This window comes from Bernardetia sp. (genome assembly GCF_020630935.1).
GTDB lineage: Bacteria > Bacteroidota > Bacteroidia > Cytophagales > Bernardetiaceae > Bernardetia.
The window spans coordinates 1-23,810 of record NZ_JAHDIG010000038.1 but is presented as its reverse complement, the minus strand read 5'-3'; the positions used below and the strand labels follow the sequence as shown (position 1 = coordinate 23,810).

At 34.6% G+C, this 23,810-nt stretch carries 16 protein-coding genes; 8 read left to right on the top strand and 8 right to left on the bottom strand.

The genetic code is table 11. The annotated features are described in order from the left end of the window. Positions 1-89: 89 nt before the first annotated feature. From QZ659_RS11735 to QZ659_RS11710, 6 genes are all read right to left on the bottom strand, one after another. On the bottom strand, positions 90-1,559 hold the full coding sequence (locus QZ659_RS11735; protein ID WP_291726009.1) for a hypothetical protein: 1,470 nt from the start codon (positions 1,557-1,559) through the stop codon (positions 90-92). 96 nt (positions 1,560-1,655) lie between these two features. Then, entirely contained in the window at positions 1,656-2,063 is a 408-nt protein-coding gene (locus QZ659_RS11730; protein WP_291726008.1) for a hypothetical protein, read from the bottom strand. A gap of 78 nt (positions 2,064-2,141) precedes the next feature. After that, entirely contained in the window at positions 2,142-3,509 is a 1,368-nt protein-coding gene (locus QZ659_RS11725) for a hypothetical protein (RefSeq protein WP_291726007.1), read from the bottom strand. Between the two features lie 164 nt (positions 3,510-3,673). Continuing rightward, the gene (locus QZ659_RS11720) at positions 3,674-4,690 is read right to left on the bottom strand and encodes a PDDEXK nuclease domain-containing protein (protein WP_291726006.1); all 1,017 of its coding nucleotides are present in this window, start codon (positions 4,688-4,690) and stop codon (positions 3,674-3,676) included. 44 nt (positions 4,691-4,734) lie between these two features. After that, positions 4,735-6,357 carry a complex I subunit 4 family protein gene (locus QZ659_RS11715; RefSeq protein ID WP_291726005.1) on the bottom strand — a complete coding sequence of 541 codons (1,623 nt, stop codon included), beginning with the start codon at positions 6,355-6,357 and terminating at the stop codon, positions 4,735-4,737. Positions 6,358-6,369: 12 nt separating this feature from the next. Beyond that, a complete protein-coding gene (locus tag QZ659_RS11710; RefSeq protein WP_291726004.1) occupies positions 6,370-6,894 on the bottom strand; it encodes a hypothetical protein in 525 nt (174 codons plus the stop codon). Between the two features lie 170 nt (positions 6,895-7,064). Here QZ659_RS11710 and QZ659_RS11705 point away from each other — a divergent pair, with 170 nt between their 5' ends. Then, entirely contained in the window at positions 7,065-8,813 is a 1,749-nt protein-coding gene (locus QZ659_RS11705) for a phospho-sugar mutase (protein ID WP_291726003.1), read from the top strand. Between the two features lie 150 nt (positions 8,814-8,963). Continuing rightward, on the top strand, positions 8,964-9,533 hold the full coding sequence (locus tag QZ659_RS11700) for a hypothetical protein (protein WP_291726002.1): 570 nt from the start codon (positions 8,964-8,966) through the stop codon (positions 9,531-9,533). Positions 9,534-9,562: 29 nt separating this feature from the next. Here QZ659_RS11700 and QZ659_RS11695 read toward each other — a convergent pair whose 3' ends face one another. Then, a complete protein-coding gene (locus QZ659_RS11695) occupies positions 9,563-10,063 on the bottom strand; it encodes a metallophosphoesterase family protein (RefSeq protein ID WP_291726001.1) in 501 nt (166 codons plus the stop codon). Between the two features lie 669 nt (positions 10,064-10,732). On the opposite strand from QZ659_RS11695, the gene QZ659_RS11690 reads away from it, so the two are divergent. The 4 genes from QZ659_RS11690 to QZ659_RS11675 all read left to right on the top strand — a co-directional run bounded on the left by QZ659_RS11690 (position 10,733) and on the right by QZ659_RS11675 (position 16,921). Beyond that, complete coding sequence (locus tag QZ659_RS11690; RefSeq protein ID WP_291726000.1) at positions 10,733-11,908, top strand: efflux RND transporter periplasmic adaptor subunit; 1,176 nt, start codon at positions 10,733-10,735, stop codon at positions 11,906-11,908. An 81-nt stretch (positions 11,909-11,989) separates the two neighbouring features. Then, on the top strand, positions 11,990-15,211 hold the full coding sequence (locus tag QZ659_RS11685; RefSeq protein ID WP_291725999.1) for an efflux RND transporter permease subunit: 3,222 nt from the start codon (positions 11,990-11,992) through the stop codon (positions 15,209-15,211). A 30-nt stretch (positions 15,212-15,241) separates the two neighbouring features. Then, positions 15,242-16,165 carry a hypothetical protein gene (locus QZ659_RS11680; RefSeq protein ID WP_291725998.1) on the top strand — a complete coding sequence of 308 codons (924 nt, stop codon included), beginning with the start codon at positions 15,242-15,244 and terminating at the stop codon, positions 16,163-16,165. Positions 16,166-16,192: 27 nt separating this feature from the next. After that, positions 16,193-16,921 (top strand): hypothetical protein, encoded by a 729-nt coding sequence (locus QZ659_RS11675; protein ID WP_291725997.1) that lies wholly within the window; start codon positions 16,193-16,195, stop codon positions 16,919-16,921. Positions 16,922-17,144: 223 nt separating this feature from the next. Here QZ659_RS11675 and QZ659_RS11670 read toward each other — a convergent pair whose 3' ends face one another. Next, positions 17,145-17,657, bottom strand: a complete 513-nt coding sequence (locus tag QZ659_RS11670) for a hypothetical protein (protein ID WP_291725996.1) — start codon at positions 17,655-17,657, stop codon at positions 17,145-17,147. Positions 17,658-17,798: 141 nt separating this feature from the next. Between QZ659_RS11670 and dnaE the strand changes: the two genes are divergently transcribed. Together dnaE and QZ659_RS11655 are read left to right on the top strand one after the other, a co-directional pair. Then, the gene (gene dnaE / locus QZ659_RS20535) at positions 17,799-23,228 is read left to right on the top strand and encodes a DNA polymerase III subunit alpha (RefSeq protein WP_366935866.1); all 5,430 of its coding nucleotides are present in this window, start codon (positions 17,799-17,801) and stop codon (positions 23,226-23,228) included. A 67-nt stretch (positions 23,229-23,295) separates the two neighbouring features. Further along, positions 23,296-23,810 (top strand): PIN domain-containing protein (locus QZ659_RS11655; protein ID WP_291725995.1); only part of this gene is annotated, 515 nt, incomplete at its 3' end.

Here is a 23,810-nt window from a genome sequence, read left to right as displayed (position 1 = left end):
CTTTTTAAAAAGCTATCAATAGTTTATATGAATATTTGTTTCAACTATTGTCAGAGTTTATAAGCAAACTACTGACAAAGTTTTAGGAGTTATATCTTAAAATATTTTGTGTAAATAGAGTCGGTTGCTCTGTCCATCAATTCTAATAGCTTATCAAATCCTTTTTTGTCCGTTTTAAGGCTTCGCACCTCATCGTTTAGAATTACATTGATTCTATCATCTGAAAGACGAGTATTGAAAAATTTATTGGCAAAACTTTTCTTTACTAGCTTTCCATGGTCGACGACCCATTCGTTCATATCTGTATCTACATTGAAAGGAACAAATTTTCTTTCCTTTACCCCCATTTCTCTAAGCCACGAATTATAATCAATCAAAAACTTCACTAACGGCTCAAACTCTCCATTTCCTTTCTTAAACGCATCATCAAAGTCATTTCCTAGCGTTTCCTTAAACCACGGCTGCGAATCTGCTTTTCTACCTAAATTATTATAGATATACGTCAAAAATAAAAACTTAATAATCGGTTTATGGATAATTCGGAGCGTATCTTCATCCAAATTGTAAAGAGAAAGTTCTTTAGTATCTAGTTCGATGGAACACTCGTGAAAATTACTATCTCTGCTAGTCGAAGCTACTTTTGTATCGTAGCCTTTTGGCAAACTTGTAAAATCTATAATTCCCATCGCAGCCATCATTTCAACTAGATGAGCTGCATTTTCTTGTATTTTCTCATCGTTGTTGTGCATTGCCAACTGACTATCAGCAATGTAGTAGAGTTCATCAATTCCCTTCAACTGATTTTCATAAAAAGACAGCGCAGCCTTTGTTTTGGTAATGAAAGAATTAGAATCTATAAAACTATCTCTATTTTCGTTGAGCTTAAAATAAGGCATCACACTTACAGCACCTTTTACGGCTTTCTGAATGTTGTCGCCAGCACTTTGTAGATTTTTGAGAAGCAATGGAAAACCAGATGCACCTGTTCCACCAAAAATAGAACTAACTAAAAAAATCTTATCTCCTGTATTGAAAACTCTTTTGAAAAACTTAAACTCTTCAGAATCTTCCAGCTTATTCAAAATCACGCTTCCCATACTGGGGTTTCCACGAAAGCCAACAGCCATCTCACTTTTTCGGTCTTTTTCAGAGAAAAACATCGATACAAGTGCTTGGTCTTGGCTGGACATATCCTTGTTATAGCCAATAAACTCTTCAAAGGTATTTTTAGCGTATTTACTAAAACTAAGCCCAAAAGAATTATCTATTTTTTCTGCATCATTTATCGTTTCGCTATGCAGTTTGCCTAATGGAAGAATTTCGGTAGAAAAAAATGAAGTGTTAGTAGTTTTGGCGTGTTGAAACATTTTTTCGTACTGCTCCAACATCATTTTTACTTTTCTGTATTCGTCGCTTGTTTCGTGTGGGTCTATCAGAATGGGAACTACTTTTTCAGCATTTATTTTTACGCCAGCCGAAAGAAGCATTATCAATGACTTGACTACTCTTGTTCCTGTTCCTCCTATTCCAAAAATGAAAAGATTATTTTTGCTGCTCATTGTTTGTTGTTTTGTATTACTCGCAAGATACGAGTAGTAGATATTTTTTATTTGAACCATCAACGAGGACTAAAGCCGTCGTTGAGGAAAATGAATCTAAAAAGGCGTTTTTCGTCCGTTGGTAGAAAACCATTTGAAAAGTAGAGAAAAGACAAAAAACAAGATTAAACCATAGAGTAAATTCAATACAGCATACCAAAGTGAAAGTGTCAAGACAGGTTTGAAGGCTTTAGAAAATGCTGAATAAGCAATAATAAAACTGACTACTCCAGTCAGAAATCCACTTAGTAGGAATGTTCTGAACCAGCTTCCAACGCTATTGTAAGATGAATAAAGTCTGTTGTAGAAAAAATAAAATAGAATGGCAGCCACAAAGGTAATAGCTAAAAGTAGCCACAAGGAAAGAGGAAAAACATCGTTACGCCACGTTGTTACAGTATTGGAAGGAATTTGGGCAACACTCCTCAAAAATTTCTCATAAATGGCTATTAAAAAATCTCTCATGAAAATCGATTACGAATTATTAGAATTATGAATTTTAACCGTCGTTGAGGTTTTAGAACCGTCAACGAGGAAGTATTTTTACAATGCACTTGCTGTAATGATATACGGATATGAAAAAAGTGTTTCATTTTCATGTGCTTCCTGTATTCCAGAAATAACACGTTTCAAAAGAACCGTTTTTTCGTTGCGTTCTGCATCTGTTTCATCAGATTCTGTATTCCAAGTTTCTACCCATGTAGGTAAGCTGTTTTGAAGCTCTAAACTTAGAGTAGTTTTGTTTGGTGTATCTACTGAAAAGGTCTGAATTTCTACAAAATGCGTATATTTTTTGGCAAGAACTACATCTTCTTTTGCTAGTTTGGACTCAAAATCTTTATACGTGTAGATTTTGGTTATGTTACTTTTTGAATTAGAAGAACGAACTACCAAGTTATTTTTTAGATACTCTAAATTTTGATGTTGTTTGGGTAACTTGCTCAAATCCAAGCCGATAGTATAAAGTAGCTTCTCTTCTTCTGAAATGTTTTTTGCTTCTGTAATTATATTCGGACAATCCGATTTTCTTTGCCAATAGGCATTCATATCTCTGCCTGACTGTGCCAAAATCTCGCCTTCCATTTTTCCATACGTTTTACCAATATGCAACTCTTCTTCAAATTTCATTTTTTCACCAATGAGTCTGTCAAGTTGTGCTACCAAAGGTTGTTTTCCCAACACCCAAACATAATACGGACGTTTGTCATTACAACAATTCGTAATCACTTGATTTGTAACTGTATAAAACTTTCCAGAATAATCTGACTTAAAAGCATAGACAGAAAGAGCTATTTCTGGACGTTTTAAAAACATTTCTCTAAGGCGTACACCCAGTGTTCCTTCTAGGTTCAAAACATTAGGTGGAGAGTATAAAAAATCTGAAACGATAACACTTACATCTTCTTGTCCTGTTTTTTTGATAATTTTTTCTACTAAATCTGGCAAAGTGGTAGTTGCTCCAAACTCAAATTCTGCTCTTGATATTTTTGAAGCTACGTCGTCTTTAGATTCAAACTCTAGCGTGGTTTGGTCGTCTTTTATGCCATAGAAATTTTTATTTTTTGCTTCTGTACTGGTTACAAACCACGAAAAAAGACTTGCCATTTGTTTCTGAAAGCCTGTACTTCTGCCTGTTTGCTTAGGCATATAACCCTTCATACTTCCAGAAATTTCCAAATAAACATTGAGATTATTTATCTTGTCAGAAGTGATTTTGAGCGTATCTTTTGGGCAGCCTGTGCAGGGGTCTATCAAATCAGCATTTTCAACAGGCTCACTAGAAATGCAGTTATCGATTACGTCATTTACATTGTCATAATCTGTATCATTATTAGTGAATAGCCAACAGGATTGTAAACCAAAACACAATACAATTATCATTAACCATTTACCAAAACCAACCTTAGACATAGATTTTATTTCAATTTTTTGTTTAGAGATAGAATGATATGCAATATGTCATTTTTTTGGAAGATAGGAAAGTAACTTATTACAATTTTCATTATTCTACAACCACCCAAAAACCAAATTCGGCAAAGTACCTAAGAGAGCGACCTATAAAACCCAAAGACTATCTAGCTATTTTTCTCTTTAGCGTACAAAATAGCTTTGTGTAACTTCTCTTTTAAAAGTTGTAGAGGAGGAAGAATTGTTAAATATTCAGCTACTTTGATATTGCTTCTTTCCAAATCTAACAACTCTATATGCTCTTCATTTTTTCCACTACATAATATCAAACCAATGGGCGAATTTTCTCCTTCTACTTTTTCATATTTCTCTAAGTAGCGTAGGTAAAGTTCCATTTGCCCTTTATATCCAGCCTCAAAATCACCTAATTTCAAATCTATTGCTACCAAAGACTTCAATCTTCTATGATAGAACAACAAATCAATGTAATAATCAGTATGGTCAATAGTAATACGTTTCTGACGAGCCAAAAAAGCAAAATCATTTCCTAATTCTATCAAAAAACGTTGTAAATCAGCAAGAATGGCAGTTTCCAAATCTTTTTCGGAATAAGTATCTTTCAAATCTAAAAAATCTAAAAGATAAGGGTCTCTAAATACCAAATCTTGATTGATTTGTTTCTCTTTTTTTAGTATCTCTAAATCCTTTTTTATAGTCTCGTTTGGTTTTTTGGATATGGACGTACGTTCGTATAACATAGATTTCATACGATTTTGTAAGGTACGTGTACTCCAGTTTTCTAGTTTAGACATTTCTATATAAAACTCTCTTTTCAACTCATCATCAATATACATTAACTTTCTTAAATGTGTCCAAGACAATTTTCCACTCAGTGCGTGGAAAATCTGTTCGTTGTCAAAAACTTCGTACACTTTAATAACATTAAACAAATTCGTTTTGCTATACCCACGACCATAACTAGCAGATAACTTCTCACTCAAATTCTCTATAACTTGTTTTCCATAGTTAGGCTTCTGATTGTTTAAGATTACCATTTTTATTTCTTTGCCAATATTCCAATACAACTTACTCATTATCTGATTTACACTTATTGCGACTTCTTTCTTGCTTTCCTCAATGAGTTGTTCTATGTTTCTGAAAAGTCTTTTTTCTATATCCTCCATTCTGACCTATAATTTTCGATTCAAAATAATAAAATACTACCTTTTTACAACCACTCAAAAACCAAATTTGGAAAAATTCCTAACAAAATAGCAAACGCAGTCAAAATGATAGCAATAATTTTTTGAGAAGTTGGAATATCCTGTAAATCTTGATTTTTAAGACTGTGATGCAATGAAAACTCGCCTAAAAACATGCGCTTGTATGTCCATAGGAAATAACTTGCTGTAAAAATAAGTGTCAAGACTGCCAAAGCAGAGAGCCAAACAGGAATATAATCGGATGAAAAAGCTCCTAGGAAAACAGTAAGTTCAGCAACAAAACTAGCAAAAGTAGGCAAGCCTAGTCCTGCAAAAAAAGCAACACCGACAAAAGCTGTATAACGAGGAAGTTTGTGGAAAAGTCCACTATAATTTGTAATAGTCAAATCATTAGTTTGTTCATAAAAAACGCCTACCAAAAGAAAAAGCAAAGGCGAGATAAGTCCGTGACTTACCATCTGATAAATTGCTCCATTTGTTCCTTCTACATTGATAGCAGCCAAACCTAGCAAGACAAAACCCATGTGTGAAACCGAAGAATAGGCAATCATTCGCTTTAAATTTGTCTGACCAAGTGCTAAAAATGAGCCATACAACATAGAGAAAACACCCCAAGCTGCCAGCCAAAACGAAAAATCTATCGCTACATCTGTAAGAACAGAAAAAGGCAAGCGTAATAGCCCATACCCTCCGACTTTCAGAAGTACACCAGCCAAAACCATCGAAATAGGTGTAGAGGCTTCTACGTGGGCAATAGGTAACCACGTATGCAGAGGTGCAATTGGAAGTTTGATAGCAAAACCAATGACTAGCAGAAAGAAAACGGCAATTCTAAGTGTATTGCCATCATAATCAAAAAGAGCAGAACCAGTAGAAAAATAATTTACATCTTTAAATGCTAACATGTCAAAGGAATGTACGACTTGAGAAGGTTCTAGCGTAGAATTTTTAAGTTTTTCGATGACTTCATCTACTGAAATATTTAGTTCTAAGGCTGTTTTTGTAATGTCTGTTCCAGAATTTACAATAATAATTCCAGCAATTAGAATCAAGACCGAACCAATAAGTGTATAGATAAAAAACTTAATGGCTGCATATTCTTTCTTTTTTCCTCCCCAAATTCCTATCAGAAAATACATTGGCAGGAGCATAAACTCAAAGCAGATAAAGAAAAGCAAGAAATCAAGAGAAAGAAAACTTCCCATCACAGCCCAAGACAGCAGCAAATAGAAGAAAAAATACAGACGAGAGCGAGTCAAAACTGTTTTAGAAAAAACAGAAGCTAAACCTCCTACCCACAAAATAAGCGCAGAAAGTCCGATAAGCAAGATGTTATTTTTATCAATACCTAAAAAATAATCAGCGTGTAGGATTCCAAATTTCCCCAAACTGATATGCCACCAAGTCAATTTTTCAGATAAAAGCAGATTTTGAGCATCAAGAACAGAAGCATCTAAATTTGTTTTTGCAAAAAATAGCATCACTGTTACCCAAAGAAGCTGAGTAGAAAGTGTACCTATTCCAATCCATTTATAAAAATGAGCTTTGTCTTTTCCAAAAGGAATCAAACACAAAGAACTTCCCAAAAGAGGAAACCAAAAAATAAGAGAAAGAATAAAATTTTCCATTCAGCAAATTTACTACTTTTCTGTTTCCTTTCTATTAAAGGTTTCAGCTAGTTTTTTCTTTTGTCGTTCTTGTGCCTCTGGTGTAGTGATGACATACACTGTTTTTCCATTTTCCACAAAAACGACTTGGTCAAAATCTTGCTTGTCAATCAAGGTTATTCCTACAAAAGGCGATGCTGACTGTACAGTAGCCAAATAATCATCTTCATAAAGCCAAATAATTTCTTTTTGAGAATATGTAATATGGTTGGTAATAATTTTTGTAGGCTTTTTTTCATATTTGACAACAGCCACTACAACTTGCTCTGCAAAATTAATATCATGTTTTATGTTGCCAAATGCTTTTTCAAAATCTTCTTTTTTGGTAAAGTACATAAAACGAGTAGTATCGTTTTGAGGTTGATAGTCTTTATCTTGATACTGATAACCTTCCAAATCAGCGTATTTCAAACGCTCCAAGTCATCATAAGAAGTAAAGGAAACACAACTGGAAAGGAAAAGACAAAAAATAGAAAGCGTAAAAAATATAGATTTCATAATTTAGTTAGAAATTGAGAATTAAAAATTACGAATAAGTGAAGTCGTAAAGTTAATAATCTAATAGATACAAATAAGTTAGTTTTTTTCGATAAAAATACAATCATTCTTCAAATCAAAATTTGTTTCTGTACTTTTGAAACATTAAATCTAAAATACACAGAATAAATATGTTAGAAACAACAATCCAAGAAAAAGTCAATCATTGGCTAGAAGGAAACTACGACAACGAAACAAAAGAAGCTATCAAAAAGCTCTCAGAAACTGACCTTGCAGATGCTTTTTATAAAGATTTAGAGTTTGGCACAGGTGGGCTGCGTGGACTTATGGGAGTAGGCACAAACCGAATGAATCGTTATACAGTCGGTGCAGCCACTCAAGGACTTGCCAATTACCTAAAAAAGTCATTTCCAAATAAAAAGGAAATAAAAGTAGCCATTGCCTACGATAGTCGTAACAACTCGCCAGAATTTGCACAGATTGTAGCTGATATTTTTTCAGCCAACGGAATAAAAGTATTTTTATTTACAGAACTTCGTCCTACACCAGAACTTTCTTTTGCTATTCGTCATTTGGGTTGCCAAAGTGGTGTGGTCTTGACAGCTTCACATAATCCGAAGGAATACAATGGTTATAAAGCCTACTGGGAAGATGGGGGACAGGTAGTTGCGCCTCACGATAAAAATATTATCGAAGAAGTACAGGCGATAAAAAATATAGAAGAAATAAATTTTGAAGCAAATACTGACCTTATTCAAAAAATAGACAAGGAGGTAGATACGCCTTACGTTGCACAACTTATAAATTCGTTAGCAGATGAGAAAACAAAAGAAGTCATCAAAAGACAAAGCGACCTTTCTATCGTCTATACACCGATTCATGGAACAGGAATTACGCTTGTGCCAAAGGTTTTGAAAGAATTAGGCTTTACTAATGTTCATACTGTAGAAGAACAGAATGCTTCAGACGGAAACTTTCCAACAGTTGTTTATCCCAATCCAGAGGAAGCCGAAGCGATGACATTAGCTCTCAAAAAAGCAAAAGAAGTGAATGCTGATGTGGTAATGGCTACCGACCCAGATGCTGACCGTGTGGGAATTGCAGTCAAGAATACAGAAGGAGAGTATGTTTTGATGAATGGAAATCAGACTTTTGCACTTTTGGCAGCCTATAATTTAGAAGCGTGGAAAAATGCTGATAAGTTAGATGGAAATCAAATGGTTATCAAAACTATCGTAACGACCGAACTTATCAGAGAAATAGCAGAAAAGTATGGTGTCAATATTTATGATACGCTCACAGGCTTCAAACATATTGCAGCACTGATAGAAAAGAAAAAACAAGAAAACTCTAACGAAGAGTTTATTTTGGGAGGAGAAGAAAGTTATGGTTACTTGATTGGTGATGAGGTGCGTGATAAAGATGGTGTGGCTTCGTGTGCAAGTATTGCACTTTTGGCTGCTTATGCAAAAGACCAAGGCTTCTCACTTTTTGAGTGGCTGATTGAGATTTATAAGGAATATGGCTTTTATTTAGAAGAATTAGTTTCCATTACCAAAAAAGGACAGCAGGGAGCGCAGCAGATTCAAGAGATGATGAAAACGTTTAGAGAAAATCCTCCAAAGACCTTAGCAGGAAGTAATCTTTTGAAAGTCTATGATTACCAAAACCAAACTGTTTTAGACGTACAGACAGGAACATATAAAGCAATGGAAACAGACTTGCCAACTTCCAACGTTTTGGCTTTCTATACAGAAGATGGTAGCAAGATAAGTATGCGCCCGTCTGGAACAGAACCAAAAATTAAGTTTTATTTTTCTGTAAAAGATGAACTCCACAACAAAGAAGATTACGACAAAGTAAAACAGTCGTTACAAGACAAAATTCAATCACAAATTGCTGATTTGGGAGTTAAATAATTTCTATTTTCTTCCTTGCTTAAAAATCTTCTCTAGGTAGTTTTTACTTAGAGAAGATTTTTTTGATAAAACTTAACAACATACAGACGATTTTCTCAAAAATATGGTTACCTTTGTTTTTGATAAAAAAACATACATAGTAAATATATTATGAAATCTGTCCTACCTACTATTATTTATCTTGGATTTATTTTATTTCCTCTAATAGCTCAAAGTCAAACTAACTTTTCCTATCAAGATTATTTTCCCAAGCAAGAAATAGATTCTGTAGAGTGGTATTATGGTGCTATTACAAAAGAAGCAGCCGAAAAAATTGACACTACTCAAATAACACCATCTAATTTGAAGGTGTATTTTAGAAATGATGATTTTCCCTTTCAAGATGCTACACCTTTACTAAAAAAATATTTTGAAAAACGAGCTACCATAACAGAAACTTCTGATATTCAAGAGCTAATAAAAGTTTTTCCATCAAATAGCTGTGAGAAGTATGCTGTTAGTCGCTGTGGTGCGATTTATAGAGATATTTTAGTTTTTTATAAAAATGGCGTTGCTGTTTCTGTATTGAAAATTTGTTTTTCGTGTAAAAAAGTCTGTTTTGTAAGCAGAAATGGAGAGCAGGACAAAAATGCAAAATGTCTTTCCAATCCTCTTTCTATTAAAGAAATTGCAAGAGAGTTTGTTAGAAGAGGTTGGATAGATTTGAGAAAAGCTAGGTAGATTGTTCTTTTTACGCACTAACGTATGTGCTACAATGTAGATCTTTTTCCTAATTCTATTACTTCTACATTTGTGATTTTAGCATTATTTATTTCTAAACGTATGAGCGTTCTGATGTGGTGAAAACCGTGCTTTCCTGCTGCTCCAGAATTAAAATGAATCAGTTTTCGCTTATGGTCTGGCATTATCTTCAAAATGTGTGAATGTCCACAGACAAAAATATTTGGTTTGATTTCATCTAACTGCTTTTTAATTTCTGGTTTGTAATTGGGTGGATAACCTCCAATATGTGTCATAAAGACTTTCAAACCTCCACACTCAAAAATCTGATTTTTAGGATAACGAACTCTCATTTTTTGATTGTCAATATTTCCATAGACAAAAACAGTAGGTTTGAAATCTTCTAACTCATCTGCTACTTCTTCACTTCCAATATCTCCAGCGTGCCAAAGTTGGTCGCAATCTTTGAAGTAAGTTTTTACTTTTGGGTCTAAATACGAATGTGTGTCTGAGATAATTCCAATTTTCATTTTTATAGAAATTTTATGGTTTGGAGGCTCAAAAATAAACTCTTTATGAGAAAAAAACGTCTTTTGTTTATACTATCAATCTAAATGCGAAGAATCTGGTAGTTCGGACTCTTTTACCTTCAAAGAACTGTCTTTAAGAGAAGCCTATTTCATTTTTTATGTTTTGTATTTTGAAGAACCTGTAAGTGAAGAGGATGAAAATGAATAGAACCCAAAGATGGAGAAGCTGGCTGTTATTACAAAATTCAGCAGAAAGCAAGTGATATTTTTGTGAATTTCTATTGTGGTTGCTAAATATGTTTTTTAGCCGATAAGGCTTCTACATCAGAAGAATACTTTGCGCATTCTTGCCACAATTTTTATGTCTGTATGGGCATATTTGAATTGCCCCAATGACTCTTGCCTTGTTGAAATGATGCTCTAAACCAATTGAATTCATTGCCCTTTATACTTCCTTTTCATTTCTTAACAACCTTTACAATAAAGAGTGTTAATTATACAAAAATATAAATATGTAGCTCGTAACTTTGCAAACACTTCTACTACTTATTTTATTGATAGCTTATTGAATAGATATTAGTTATAAATTGAAAATGAGGAGTTTATAAAACAAGTAGTTCCTTATTTATACTGATTTTTTACTAGAAAATTATTTTTTGACCTTCCATTATGAAAAATAAAATTTTACTTTCTGTTGTTGCTGCAATTATTCTTTTAGGTGCTGGCTATGGACTCAATCAGTGGTTTGCCAGTATGCAAAAAGACCCACCAAAAAGAGTTTCCAAACCTCAAAAAACAGCTGTTCGAATCCAAGAGGCAAATCCTACTATTATTCAAGCTGAAATTGTTACTTTTGGTAGAGTAGAATCCGAACAACCTGTTGATATCGTAGCCGAAGTTTCAGGGAAAATTCGTGAGAGTGTCAATCTACAAGTGGGACAGTCGGTTAGAAGAGGACAAGTCTTGTTTACGCTCGGAAGAGAACCTTTTGAACTTGGACTTCAATCACAAAAAAGTAATTTTATGAGAGAAGTAGCGATGATTCTCCCAGATATGAAGATTGATTATCCTAATCGTTATGAAATGTGGAAGAGCTATTTTGCTAGTTTGGAAGTCGATAAACCATTACCAAAACTTCCTAGTTACGAATCAGAAAAAGAAAAAACATTTTTAGCTACAAAAGGAATCTTGACAAGTTACTACAACATAAAAGCACAAGAAGCTACACTAAGCAAATACGTTGTAATCGCTCCTTTTTCTGGGTCAATTAGTGAGGTGTACTTGCAAAATGGTTCGGTTGCTCCTCCGAATGGGAAGGTGTTGCGTTTGGTGCAGAATAGCCAGTTAGAGCTTAAAGTTCCTGTCGAAACAAGAGATATTCAATGGATAAAAACAGGAACAGAAGTAGAAGTAAGTACAGAAGATGAAACTCAACAATGGACAGGACGAATTGCAAGAGTGGGTGATATTGTCAATCCAGCCACACAGTCTTTAGATGTTTATGTCAAGATTCAAAAAGGCAAAAACCCTATTTATGCAGGAATGTATTTGAAAGCCAAAATGCAAGGAGGAACAATTCAGAATGCTATTGAAGTGCCTAGAAGAGCTGTTTTTAATGAAAATGAAGTTTATACTGTCAAGAATGATTCTGTTTTGAGTCTAAAAAAGGTTCAAATAAAAAAGGCAAACAAAGAAACTCTCATTATTTCTGGAATTGAAGAAGGAGAAAAAGTAGTTATTGAGCCTTTGATAAATGCTTATAATGAAATGATAGTGAAAGTATTAAATTCAGAAAGCAAAGCAGAAAAAGCAGAAAAAGCAGAAAAAACATTATCAGCCAATTAATGTAGCACAGACTTCTCACCTCTTTGTTCTTAAAAATATTAACTACTTGACAGACAAGATGTCTGTTCTACAAAATAAATTATGAAAAAACTTGTCGAATATTTTGTAAAATATCCAATATGGGCAAATGCTATCATCTTTACGATGGTTATTTTTGGAGCATTATGTTATGGTTGGGTAATGAAACGTTCCTTTTTTCCTGAAACCGACCCTACTACTATTTCTGTAGGAGTGGTAATGCCAGGAGCTTCGCCAGAGGAAATGGAAGAAGGCATAACCATAAAGGTAGAAGAATCTTTGAAAGGAATTGAGGGAATTAAAGAAATTACTTCCACTTCGTCTGAAAACAACGCCAGTATTATCGTGCAGTTGGAGCGTGGAGTAGATGCAGACGAAGCCTTAGCAGAAGTAAAAAATTCTGTGGACAGAATCAACTCTTTTCCTACCAATGCTGAACGTCCAATAGTGTTTAAAGTCAAGCCACGAAGCCGAACGATGTATTTGGGTTTGAGAGCTAAAGAAGGAAAAAATGTAGATTTATTTCTCTTAAAAAAATATGCTGAACAGATTGAGGATGAAATGTTGGCTTCAGGCGTAATTTCTCAACTCAATATTAGTGGTTATCCAGATATAGAAATTTCTATCGAAGTTCCTGAAGCAACACTTTTACGTTACGGACTTCGTTTTGAACAGATTGCAGCAGCAGTTAGACTCAATAACCGTGATATTTCGGCAGGAGCAATCAAATCTAAAGAAGAAGAAATTCTGATTCGTTCAAGAGCCAAAGAAAAAATAGCTGAAAAAATTGGAAATATTGTCTTGCGTGCTAATGACGATGGTAGCGACCTTCGCTTGAGAGATATTGCCACCATAAAAGAACAATTTGCAGATGTACCTAATGAACTTTATCTAAATGGAAAACAAGCTGTTTCCTTAGAACTTACAAAGTTGCAAGAAGAGGATTTAGAAGAAATTTCTATTTATGCTAATAAGTATGTAGAAGAGTTTAATAAAAAACATTCTGATGTAGAGATGGTCGTTTCCTTTGACTTCTTCGATTTGCTTTCTCAACGTCTTCAAATGCTTATCGATAACGGAGTTATGGGACTGGTGTTAGTCTTGATTTGTTTAGGGCTTTTTCTTAGTCTTCGTCTTTCGCTTTGGGTAGCTTTAGGGATTCCAATTTCTTTTGCTGGAATGTTTATTATTGCTACACTGATGGGAGTTACGATTAATATGATTTCACTTTTCGGAATGATACTCGTAGTCGGAATTTTGGTAGATGATGGAATCGTAATTGGAGAAAATATCTTTACTCATTTTGAAATGGGAAAATCTCCTCTTCGTGCTACTGTTGATGGAACATTTGAAGTAATGCCTTCTGTTTTTACATCAGTCTTGACAACGATTGTTGCCTTTATGCCTATTGCTATCGGAATTGAAGGTTTTGATTTTCTTCAAGAAATGGGATTGATTGTAGTGTTGTGTTTGGCTGTTTCGCTTGTTGAAGCCTTTTTTGTCTTGCCATCTCACCTTACACATAAAGATATGGCAGATACGCAAAGTGAAGGAAAATGGAGAGAAGGGTTGAACAAAGGCATTGATTTTCTACGTCATAAAATCTATGGAGCAGCACTTGCTCATGTTCTGCGTTTTCGTTATGTGTATGTTTTTGTACCTGTTGTTTTTGTGATGATTGTTTTGGGAATGGTCAATGGACAGCTTATCAAAGTTGTATTTTTTCCAAATATCCCTTTTGATAGTTTTGATGCCAGCATTGCCTTCAAAGCAGGAACACCAAAAGAAAAAGTTACTTCGTATTTAGAACGCTTCGAAAAAGCAGCTTGGGAGGTAAACGACGAACTTAAAAAGGAATTTAATGATGAAAAAAACTTTATCAATTATACTTTCAGAAATCTAGGCAGAACATCTGATGGAAGTGAAAACGGTTCGCACGCTGGTCATGTTTCAATTTCTTTATTAGATATGGATGATAGAGAAATAACCAGTAATCAAATTGCTGATAGTGTTAGAAAAAAAATAGGAGACATTCCTGAAGCAGAATTATTTACTGTGGCAGGACGAAATCGTTTTGGAAAGCCTATTTCAATTAGACTGCTATCTAAAAACAATGATGCTTTAGATGCAGCCACCGAAGAACTCAAAAGAGAGCTAGAAAATTTTGCTGGTCTGAAAGAAGTTACAGACAATAAAAGAGTAGGACGCAGAGAGTTACAACTAGAACTCAAACCCAATGCTTATTTCTTAGGACTTACTCATGCTGATATTACCAATCAAATCCGACAAGGCTTCTTTGGTGAAGAAGTACAGAGATTGCAAAAAGGAACAGACGAAGTGCGTGTTTGGGTGCGTTATCCAGAAGAAAACAGAGAAACTTTAGGACAGCTTGAAACAATGCGTATCAAAACCTTAGATGGTAAGGAAATCCCTCTTTCAGAAGTGGCAACTTATACCATTGATAGAGGAATTGTAGATATAAAACACTTCAACGGTTCAAGAGAAATTGCCGTAGAGGCAGAGTTAGAAGACCCTAACGGTTCGCCTGTGGACATTATCAATACCCTTAGAGATTCAACACTCATAGATTTGAAGAGCAAATATCCAAGTTTGTCGTATGAATTTGGAGGGCAGCAGCAGCGAAGTAGTCAGTCACAAGAATCCTTAAAATTTGCACTGCCGATTATGCTTTTTGTGATTATCCTTCTAATTACACTTACATTCCGTTCGCTTAGTCAGTCACTTTTAGTAATGTCACTGATTCCTTTAGGGCTATTTTGTGCTGTTTTTGGACACTTCTTTGCCGATAAGCCTGTTTCACTGCTTAGTTTGTGGGGAATTTTGGCACTCTCTGGAGTAATTATCAACGATGCCGTGGTTTTGGTAAGTAAATTCAATTCCAATCTTCAAGAGGGAATGTCTATGAAAGACGCTGTTTATAATGCAGGTATTTCTCGTTTTAGAGCAATTTTGCTGACAACAGTTACAACTGTGGCAGGACTTGCTCCTCTGATTATGGAAACGAGTTTCCAAGCACAATTCTTAATTCCTATGGCTGTTTCAGTAGCGTATGGAATTGGATTTGGAACGTTCGTAATCCTACTGATTTTCCCTGTTATTCTGCTTGTGGTAAACGATATGCGTAGAATGATTGTCTATACAAAACGTTGGGTAAAACATACGTGGAAAGGACACAAAGGTGAAGTAGTTTATCCAACTTCGGAAGAAGTAGAGCCAGCTAATCGTGAGCTTTTCCGATTGAAAATTATGAAGGAGATGGAGTAGTTTGTTTCAAATATTTAGTAAATTACTCTTATGAAAAACATATTTATCATAGCGTTATTTCTCCTCATTAGTTTGTCTCTAAAGGCACAAAATATCCCTATTTCTGATAGTTTGATACACAAAATTAGTGTTCTAAAATTTGAAGAGTATGCAGAGAATGTAGAAGAACATGAGCAAATAACTCAGCAATTATCAAAAGAAATAGTTGGTTATACAAATCAAAAGAAAGATTCAGTATTTGGAGCTTTAGTAGTTCTTTATGATAATTTTGATGCAGATAAAGACAATGAGTTAATTATTTTCATGGGATATGTGTGGGAGTCTGAAATTTTGACTTTTGATAAAATCAATAATCAATGGTTTCTAATTTACAGGGAAGATATTACTTTAGGTAATAGTCTAGATTTAGATTATGGTATTAATATCATCCAAGATACACCACTAATTAGAGTAAAACATCGTCATGGGAGTGGCACAGGCATGTATGTTGATGAGTATTTATTTTATAGATTTACTCAAAGTGGATTCAAAAAGGTTTTAACTTTAGGAGGAAAGCATTGGGTAAGTTCAGGAAGTATTCTTTATCTAAATTTTGATTTGCATACTCAATTTTACACTCACTCTTCTGGTGAGATTGATGCTATTATAGAGAGTAAATTTTATCTTCCTTATAAAAGTGAAACTAGAGAACTATCATCCATAATATTATTTGAAAAAACTGTAAAAATCAGTTTTGAGTGGAATAAAGAAAAAGAAGAGTATCAACCTGTTTTTTCAAAAGAAAATAATTTGAGTGAGCAGCAGCAAGAGTTCTTATTGCTACAAAAAGAAAATCAAAAACTATTTTATCAGTTATTCAAATTGGAAATAGAGAAAGTGAGAAAAACTTTATCTGGAAAGAAACTAGATGTTTTAAATGAATGGATAGAACACATGGAGAAACAAACAAAATAAGGGGCGTAAGGAAACTTATGAAGCTGTATGAAGATATTTTTTGTAATTTATTGTCTGTCTTTTTTTATTCATTTATCATTTGCACAAGATATTCGTAAAGGAGACAACATACAGATGATTAGAAAAATGCTCAATAGCAAACAAACTAAATTATATTATACCAATGACGGTATGGATATAGGAAGTTTAATTATAGACACAACTCATCAGACTTATTATGCAGTATATCGCTATAATGGTGGCTATGAATATCAAGATATTGCTTTTTATGTATCGTCAAAAAATAATTCTTGGAAAGAAATAGTTCAAGACTCTACTTTGCAAAAAGGCTATGAGATTGATCCAAAATCTGAGGTTTCCTACTCATATAGTTGTGATAGTAGTCAGTTGATTTATTACGTACCAAATTATTTCAGTGCTAAATATACAGCGTTTGTATTGGAAGAGGACACCGTGAAAAAGGTCATTCTAAATCAGCGTTCTATGATAATGTGTTTTGAGAATGACCTTTATTATGATTTTCAATACTGTGGATGTGGTGGAAAATGTTATAATTCAACATTGTATAAGTTACAAGAGAATACATATCAACCTATATACACTTTTGAGTATGGCTGTAACCAATACATAACGATAACGAATTTAGACAACCAAAAAAGTATAAAACTGGAGTTTAACGAGGAATTATATCCCTCTAAGTCTGATATAATACAACCAATTTGGCGACAAGTATTGAGTGAAGAAATTTCGTTTTAATAATAACAAAAACTAACAAGGTTTACCTCCCAACATTCATACTCAATAGCTATATTATTACTATCATTCTGAAAGTTATGGTATTTCACTTGTTGCACTGATTGTTTTTTTTATAAAAAGAAGTATTTTTTGAAATATTTGAAAGTAGAGAAGTTATTTACCCAACTTATGAAGAGCTAGAAAAATTTGAATTTATAAAACACTCTAATAGCTATAAACCTGTTTAATTCTTTGCTTTTTCTAGGATGAAGTTGGCTACTTGATAATATTCAGAAATAGACCTTTGATTAGATACTTTTCGCTTTCCAGTTTTGAGTATTTGGATGCTTTTATTTTCGTAATCAAAAACATAAATCTCTTCTTTGAAAACTTCACTTACACCTTTCTCATATTCTATATTCATATCTTGGTCAAACTCAAAATCTTCTTCAATTTCAATGATTTTGATAATTTTATTATCATCAAAATAGAAAATTGTAGATAACCTTCCATATGAAGTTCCAATTTCTCTGTATATCTTTTTGATATTATCTTGTTTCCAATGTAAATTTATTTTACCACCTCCATCAAAAGCAGTTTCATAAACATCATTGGCATCTAAAATCTGTGGACGTAAAGAAGAGTTATAATCTATTGCATTTGTAATTTCATCAATTTCTTTTTTGCTATATTCTTTTAGAGTAAAAGCTGAAAACACTACCAATAAAAGCGAAAGCACTACTACTATTTTTTTCATAGACTGAAAGAATTATAATTTCTAAAAACATCTGAATATGCTAACAAAATAAGCATATTTTTTCGTAAATTCGTAGAGAAAAACGAGATAATTATCATTTGCCATTGTTGGTGTCCCCACCAACGATAAACTCTATTCTCTATGTACCTCATCTTCGATACCGAAACTACTGGGCTTCCTAAAAACTTCAATGCTCCTGTTACAGACTCTGACAACTGGCCTCGCTTGGTTCAGATTGCTTGGCAGTTGCACGACAACAAGGGAAATCTACTTTCTGCTCAAAATCACATCGTTTATCCAGACGGCTTTACCATTCCCTTCAATGCAGAGAAAGTTCACGGAATTTCTACCAAAAGGGCGCAAGACGAAGGCAAACCTCTTTCTGATGTACTAAATAAATTTGCAGACGACTACGACAAAGCTGATGTTCTTATCGGACACAATGTAGAGTTTGATGTGAGTGTAATGGGAGCAGAGTTTTATCGTGAGAGTATTGAGCGTGGCTTTATGGAGAAGGAAACGCTCTGTACAAAACTCACTTCTGTAGATTTTGTAGCCATTCCAGGGGGAAGAGGAGGACGCTACAAGTGGCCAACACTTACAGAACTTCACACCAAACTTTTCGGAGTTCCATTTGCCGATGCTCACGATGCAGCCTATGATGTAGATGCAACAGCAAAATGTTTTTTCGGACTTTTACAAAATAAAGTTGTTCCGACAGTTGAAGATATTACGCCAGAGATGGTGGTTTATGAAGCTCCAGAGCTTGATGAGGCGAATTTCCAACAGATTCAGAAAAAAAGCAAAGCCAGCGACCGACTAAAAAAAGACAGAAAGCTAGATGAAATTTTGCCTTTTGTGCATTTGCACACACATTCACAGTTTTCGATATTGCAGAGTACGGCAAACGTAAAAAAAATAGTTAGTAAAGCAAAAGAAATGGAAATGCCAGCCGTAGCAATTACGGACACTGGAAATATGCATGGAGCTTTTTATGCTGTTGGGGAAGGGGAAAAGTTAGGAATAAAAGTCATTATTGGAGCAGAACTTTATCTTACAGAAGACAGACACAAACATAAGTTTACCAAAGACAATCCAGACCGAAGAACCAAACAAGTGTTCTTAGCCAAAAATCAAGCAGGCTATCACAATCTTGCCAAAATGTGTTCCTATGGCTATGTAGAGGGCTATTATGCAGGCTATCCACGTATTGATAGAGAACTTGTTGTAAAATATAAGGAAAACGTAATTGCTACAACAGGAGGATTAGGAGCAGAAATTCCAAATTTGATTTTGAATGAAGGCGAATTGCAAGCAGAAGAGGCGTTTCAATGGTGGTTAGAAGAATTTAGAGATGATTTTTATATTCAACTCCAACGCCACGGACTAGAAGAAGAAGAGCGTGTAAATGAAGTTTTATTGGGATGGGCAGATAAATACGATGTAAAATATTTTGCTTCTAACGATTGTTTTTACCTCAAAAAAGACGATGCTGATGCACACGATACGCTTTTGTGTGTGAAAGATGGTATTCCGAAAAGTACACCTGTAGGGCGTGGGCGTGGCTATCGTTTTGGTTTTCCAAACCATGAGTTTTATTTCAAATCTGCTGAAGAGATGAACCAACTTTTTGCAGATTTGCCAGAAGCCATCGAAACTACGATAGAAATAACTGAAAAAATAGAGCCTATCAAACTCAAGCGTGATATTCTTCTTCCAAAATATGAAATTCCATCAGAATTTGCAGATGAAGATGCTTTTTTGGCTCACTTGGCGTATGAAGGTGCAAAACAGCGTTATAAAGAAGTTACTCCAGCCATTAAGGAACGCATAGACCACGAACTCAAAATTATGAAGGATATGGGTTTCCCTGGATACTTCTTGATTGTACAAGATTTCATCAATGAAGCTCGTAAGATTGGCGTTGCCGTAGGGCCGGGGCGTGGTTGCTTGACAGCTGATGCAAAAGTGGTAATGCACGATGGAACGACTAAAAATATTTGTGATGTCCAGATTGGAGATAGAGTAATTACAGAGAGTGGAAAAATTAGAAGAGTAAAAAATACGTTCGTTTATCCTACCAACAATAAAGAGGAATTAATCAACATAAAAACCTATTACGGAGAAACGCATGGTATTACACTTACCAAAGACCATAAAATTCTATCAGAAGCACAAGTTTTTCCAAAAAACTACGAAAACTGGGCAGAAAGCACTAAAAAGTCAAGGTCAAAACCACGTCCAACAGGTAATTTAAAGTGGAGACAAGCACAAGATATTTCAGAACACGACTGGCTTTTTGTACCCAAACCAAAAGTAAAAGTTGAAGAAGTAAAGGAGTTTGACTTAGCTGACTTGTGTGATAATTCACATCTAAATGATTTGCATTTTGATGATAAAACCATTTATCACGATGTTCAGAATACACTTTGCAATACTATTCAACGAACAAAACCACAGCAACGAAAAATTACTTTAGATAAAGATTGGTATAAGATATTCGGAATTTTTACAGGAGATGGATGGATACGAAAAAATGAACGTCCAATGATTGGATTTGCCTTTCACCAAAACGAAAAGGCAAGTCTGAATTTTGTAAAAAATAAGTTTGAGGAAATAGGCTGCGAAGTAAGTGAAAATCATTCAAAAACTAGAAAGTTGATTCAACTTTCAGTAAATAGTAAGCCTATTTATTTACTTTTTAAGAAGTTGTATGATGAATATGAATTTAATTCAGCGACTAAATACGTTCCTAATTTTATTTTATCTGCAAAAGAAGAAAATGTAGCAGCATTTTTAAGTGGATATTGTGCAGCAGATGGACATGAAGATGAGTATAAATTCAAATTTACAACTGTTTCAAGAAAATTAGCTGACCAAGTGCGTTTTTTGTGTTGGCGTATTGGTATTCCTGCCTCCTTGGGAGTAGATAATAGAATAGAAAAAAGAGAAGCCTTCAAAAATATTAAAATAGCTTATTACGTAACTATTCCAAAAGATAAACGCATAGGTAAAGCGAAAGCAAAGGCGAACTACATTTATGAACCTATAAAAAATGAAACGCACGATGGTTTTTTACTCAAAATACGAAGCATCGAAACTGTTCCTAACCAAACCTTAGTCTATGATTTTGAGGTAGAGGAAGAACATAATTATCTGACTTCATCATTTTTGGTGCATAATTCGGCAGCAGGTTCTGTGGTAGCTTACTGTATCGGAATTACCAACATTGACCCTATTCATTACAACCTTCTTTTTGAGCGTTTCTTGAATCCAGAACGTGTATCGATGCCAGATATTGACGTGGATTTTGACGACGTTGGAAGACAGTCAGTTATTGATTATGTGGTTAAAAAATATGGAAGAAATCAAGTAGCACAAATTGTAACCTATGGTACGATGGCAGCCAAAATGTCTATTAAAGACGTTGCTCGTGTGATGGAACTTCCTTTAGATGAATCCAACCGAATTGCCAAACTTGTTCCAGAAAAACCTGGTACGACACTAGACAAAGCCTTTGCAGAAGTAGAAGATTTGGAGCGCATTTTTAGAGGAAAAGATTTGCAAGGACAGGTTCTCCAAAATGCAAAAGTCTTGGAAGGTTCAGTCAGAAATACAGGTACACACGCAGCAGGTGTTATCATTGCGCCAGACGATATTACCGAATATATCCCAGTCTTGACAGCCAAAGATGCCGAACTTTTCATTACACAGTTTGATGGAAAAGTTGTTGAAGATGCTGGAATGCTCAAAATGGACTTTTTGGGTCTGAAAACGCTGACCATTATTAAAGATGCCATTGATTTAATTGAAAAAAATCATGGGGTAAAGATTGACCCAGACGAAATTCCGATAGATGATGTAAAAGCGTATGAACTCTATCAGCGTGGCGACACAGTCGGAACGTTCCAGTTTGAGTCTGATGGAATGCGTAAATATCTCAAAGAACTTCAACCTACCAATATTGAAGATTTGATTGCAATGAATGCCCTTTATCGTCCCGGTCCGATGGATTTTATTCCTTCTTATATCGACCGAAAACACGGCAGAGAAACCGTCGAATATCCTCACGAACTTTTGAAACCCATTCTTGAGCCTACTTTTGGAATTATGATTTACCAAGAGCAGATTATGCAGGCAGCACAGATTATGGGAGGCTATTCGCTTGGTGGTGCAGATATTTTGCGTCGTGCAATGGGTAAGAAGAAAGCCGAAGAAATGGCAAAACAAAAATCTATTTTTGTAGAGGGAGCAAAGAAAACACACGGCATAGACAAGAAAAAAGCAGAAGAGGTTTTTGAAGTAATGGAAAAATTTGCTGCCTACGGTTTCAACCGTTCGCACTCGGCAGCCTATTCTGTGGTGGCATTCCAAACGGGTTATTTAAAGGCACATTATCCAGCCGAATATATGGCAGCCGTTTTGAGCAACAACATTAGCAGTATTGATAAAATTACTTTCTTCATTGATGAGGCACAGCGCATTGGCGTTCCTGTTCTTGGACCAGATGTAAATGAAAGTAGTGAGCGTTTTGGTGTGAATGATAAAGGACAAATTCGTTTTGGTTTGGCAGCCATTAAAGGAGCAGGAGAGACAGCCGTTTCGCATATCATAAAAGAAAGAGAAGAAAATGGCAAATACAATGATATTTTTAATTTTGTGGAGCGAATGGATTTATCTGTCATCAATAAAAGAACCTTCGAAGCCTTAACCTTTGCAGGAGGGCTTGACTGTTTTGATGACGTGCATAGAGCGCAAATTTTTGCCAAAACGGATACAGGAAAAACAAATTTGGAGCTTCTTTTAGCCTACTCAAAAGCACAGAAAGAGGAAGCTGCCTCTGCACAAGTGTCTATGTTTGGAGGAGCAGATGGAAAAGTGGAAGTAATGCGTCCTCGCCTTGCCGAAATAGAACGTTGGGCAGAAATAGATAAGCTCAACAAGGAAAAAGAAGTTGTTGGCTTCTTTATCTCTGGACACCCACTAGACCAGTACAAGATAGAAATGAAAACTTCTTGTACTTCTACACTTGCTAACCTAGAAAATGCAAGAAAAGGAGCAGAACTTAAAGTAGGAGGAATGATAACCGAAGTAGCTCACCGAAAAACAGCCTCTGGGCGAGATTTTGGACTCTTTACGCTAGAAGATTATTCTGGTAACTACAAATTTGCTCTTTTTGGAAAAGAATACGACCACTACAAAGGTTTTTTAGTACAGGGCGAATTTTTGTTGATTACAGGCAGAATGGAAGAACGCTACAAAAATCCAGACCAAGTAGAACTCAAAATCAAGAATATTTCACTTTTGAGTGATGTAAAGCAAAAGCCGATTTCAAGTATCAACATTGCTATCAATTTGCTTAATCTCAACGAAACGCTCATAATGGATTTAGAAAATCTTTTCAATGACTGCAAGGCTGGCGATTGCAAAATAAAAATGGAGTTTTTCCACCAAGCACCACAGCAAGGGCGTACTTTTGTCAAGACGGTTTCGCATCACTTACAGATAGAACCCAGTAGTAATTTAGTAAGAGATATTGAGCAGTTGGGTGTGGTTTGTCAGGTGGGGTAAAATATTTATCAAAAAAGCATTATAAAACTATTCTTAAAAGACATTATCTATTAAACTAAAAAATAAAATGAGTGAAAATAAAATAGGAGAAAGTTTATGGTTTGGCTCTAAACTTAATTATTCTATCAAATCTGTAAATGAAGGTTTAAAACTTTATACTGAAAATTTAGAAAGAGTTGAAAAGCTACAGGGTGATGAACCTATATTTTTAGATACAAGTATTTTATTAGATTACTATCAAATATCTATTACAGAAAGAAAAAAACTTATAGAAGTCATTAGTCGCTTAAAAGACAGAATAATCCTTACTTCTTGTGTTCAAGAAGAATTTTTAAGAAACAGAGTGTCTATGATAAAAAAATTCAAGCACCAGCTAGAAGAAACTTTACAAAAGAAGTTTGATATTCTCAAGGAGAATATTGAAGAGATAGAAAGTGGGAATATAAAGGGTATGGATGAATATTTAGAAAGTAAATTTATTTCAAATGATTATAAAGAAATCTATAACAGTATAAATTCAACTTATGAAGATTATAAAAAGCATATTACTGCAACAGTACCAGAAATACTAGAAAAAATTAA

Coding starts and splice junctions, on each gene's coding strand:
- QZ659_RS11735 (WP_291726009.1), bottom strand. CDS start 1,559: ATGAGCAGCAAAAATAATCTTTTCATTTTTGGAATAGGAGGAACAGGA.
- QZ659_RS11730 (WP_291726008.1), bottom strand. CDS start 2,063: ATGAGAGATTTTTTAATAGCCATTTATGAGAAATTTTTGAGGAGTGTT.
- QZ659_RS11725 (WP_291726007.1), bottom strand. CDS start 3,509: ATGTCTAAGGTTGGTTTTGGTAAATGGTTAATGATAATTGTATTGTGT.
- QZ659_RS11720 (WP_291726006.1), bottom strand. CDS start 4,690: ATGGAGGATATAGAAAAAAGACTTTTCAGAAACATAGAACAACTCATT.
- QZ659_RS11715 (WP_291726005.1), bottom strand. CDS start 6,357: ATGGAAAATTTTATTCTTTCTCTTATTTTTTGGTTTCCTCTTTTGGGA.
- QZ659_RS11710 (WP_291726004.1), bottom strand. CDS start 6,894: ATGAAATCTATATTTTTTACGCTTTCTATTTTTTGTCTTTTCCTTTCC.
- QZ659_RS11705 (WP_291726003.1), top strand. CDS start 7,065: ATGTTAGAAACAACAATCCAAGAAAAAGTCAATCATTGGCTAGAAGGA.
- QZ659_RS11700 (WP_291726002.1), top strand. CDS start 8,964: ATGAAATCTGTCCTACCTACTATTATTTATCTTGGATTTATTTTATTT.
- QZ659_RS11695 (WP_291726001.1), bottom strand. CDS start 10,063: ATGAAAATTGGAATTATCTCAGACACACATTCGTATTTAGACCCAAAA.
- QZ659_RS11690 (WP_291726000.1), top strand. CDS start 10,733: ATGAAAAATAAAATTTTACTTTCTGTTGTTGCTGCAATTATTCTTTTA.
- QZ659_RS11685 (WP_291725999.1), top strand. CDS start 11,990: ATGAAAAAACTTGTCGAATATTTTGTAAAATATCCAATATGGGCAAAT.
- QZ659_RS11680 (WP_291725998.1), top strand. CDS start 15,242: ATGAAAAACATATTTATCATAGCGTTATTTCTCCTCATTAGTTTGTCT.
- QZ659_RS11675 (WP_291725997.1), top strand. CDS start 16,193: ATGAAGATATTTTTTGTAATTTATTGTCTGTCTTTTTTTATTCATTTA.
- QZ659_RS11670 (WP_291725996.1), bottom strand. CDS start 17,657: ATGAAAAAAATAGTAGTAGTGCTTTCGCTTTTATTGGTAGTGTTTTCA.
- dnaE (WP_366935866.1), top strand. CDS start 17,799: ATGTACCTCATCTTCGATACCGAAACTACTGGGCTTCCTAAAAACTTC.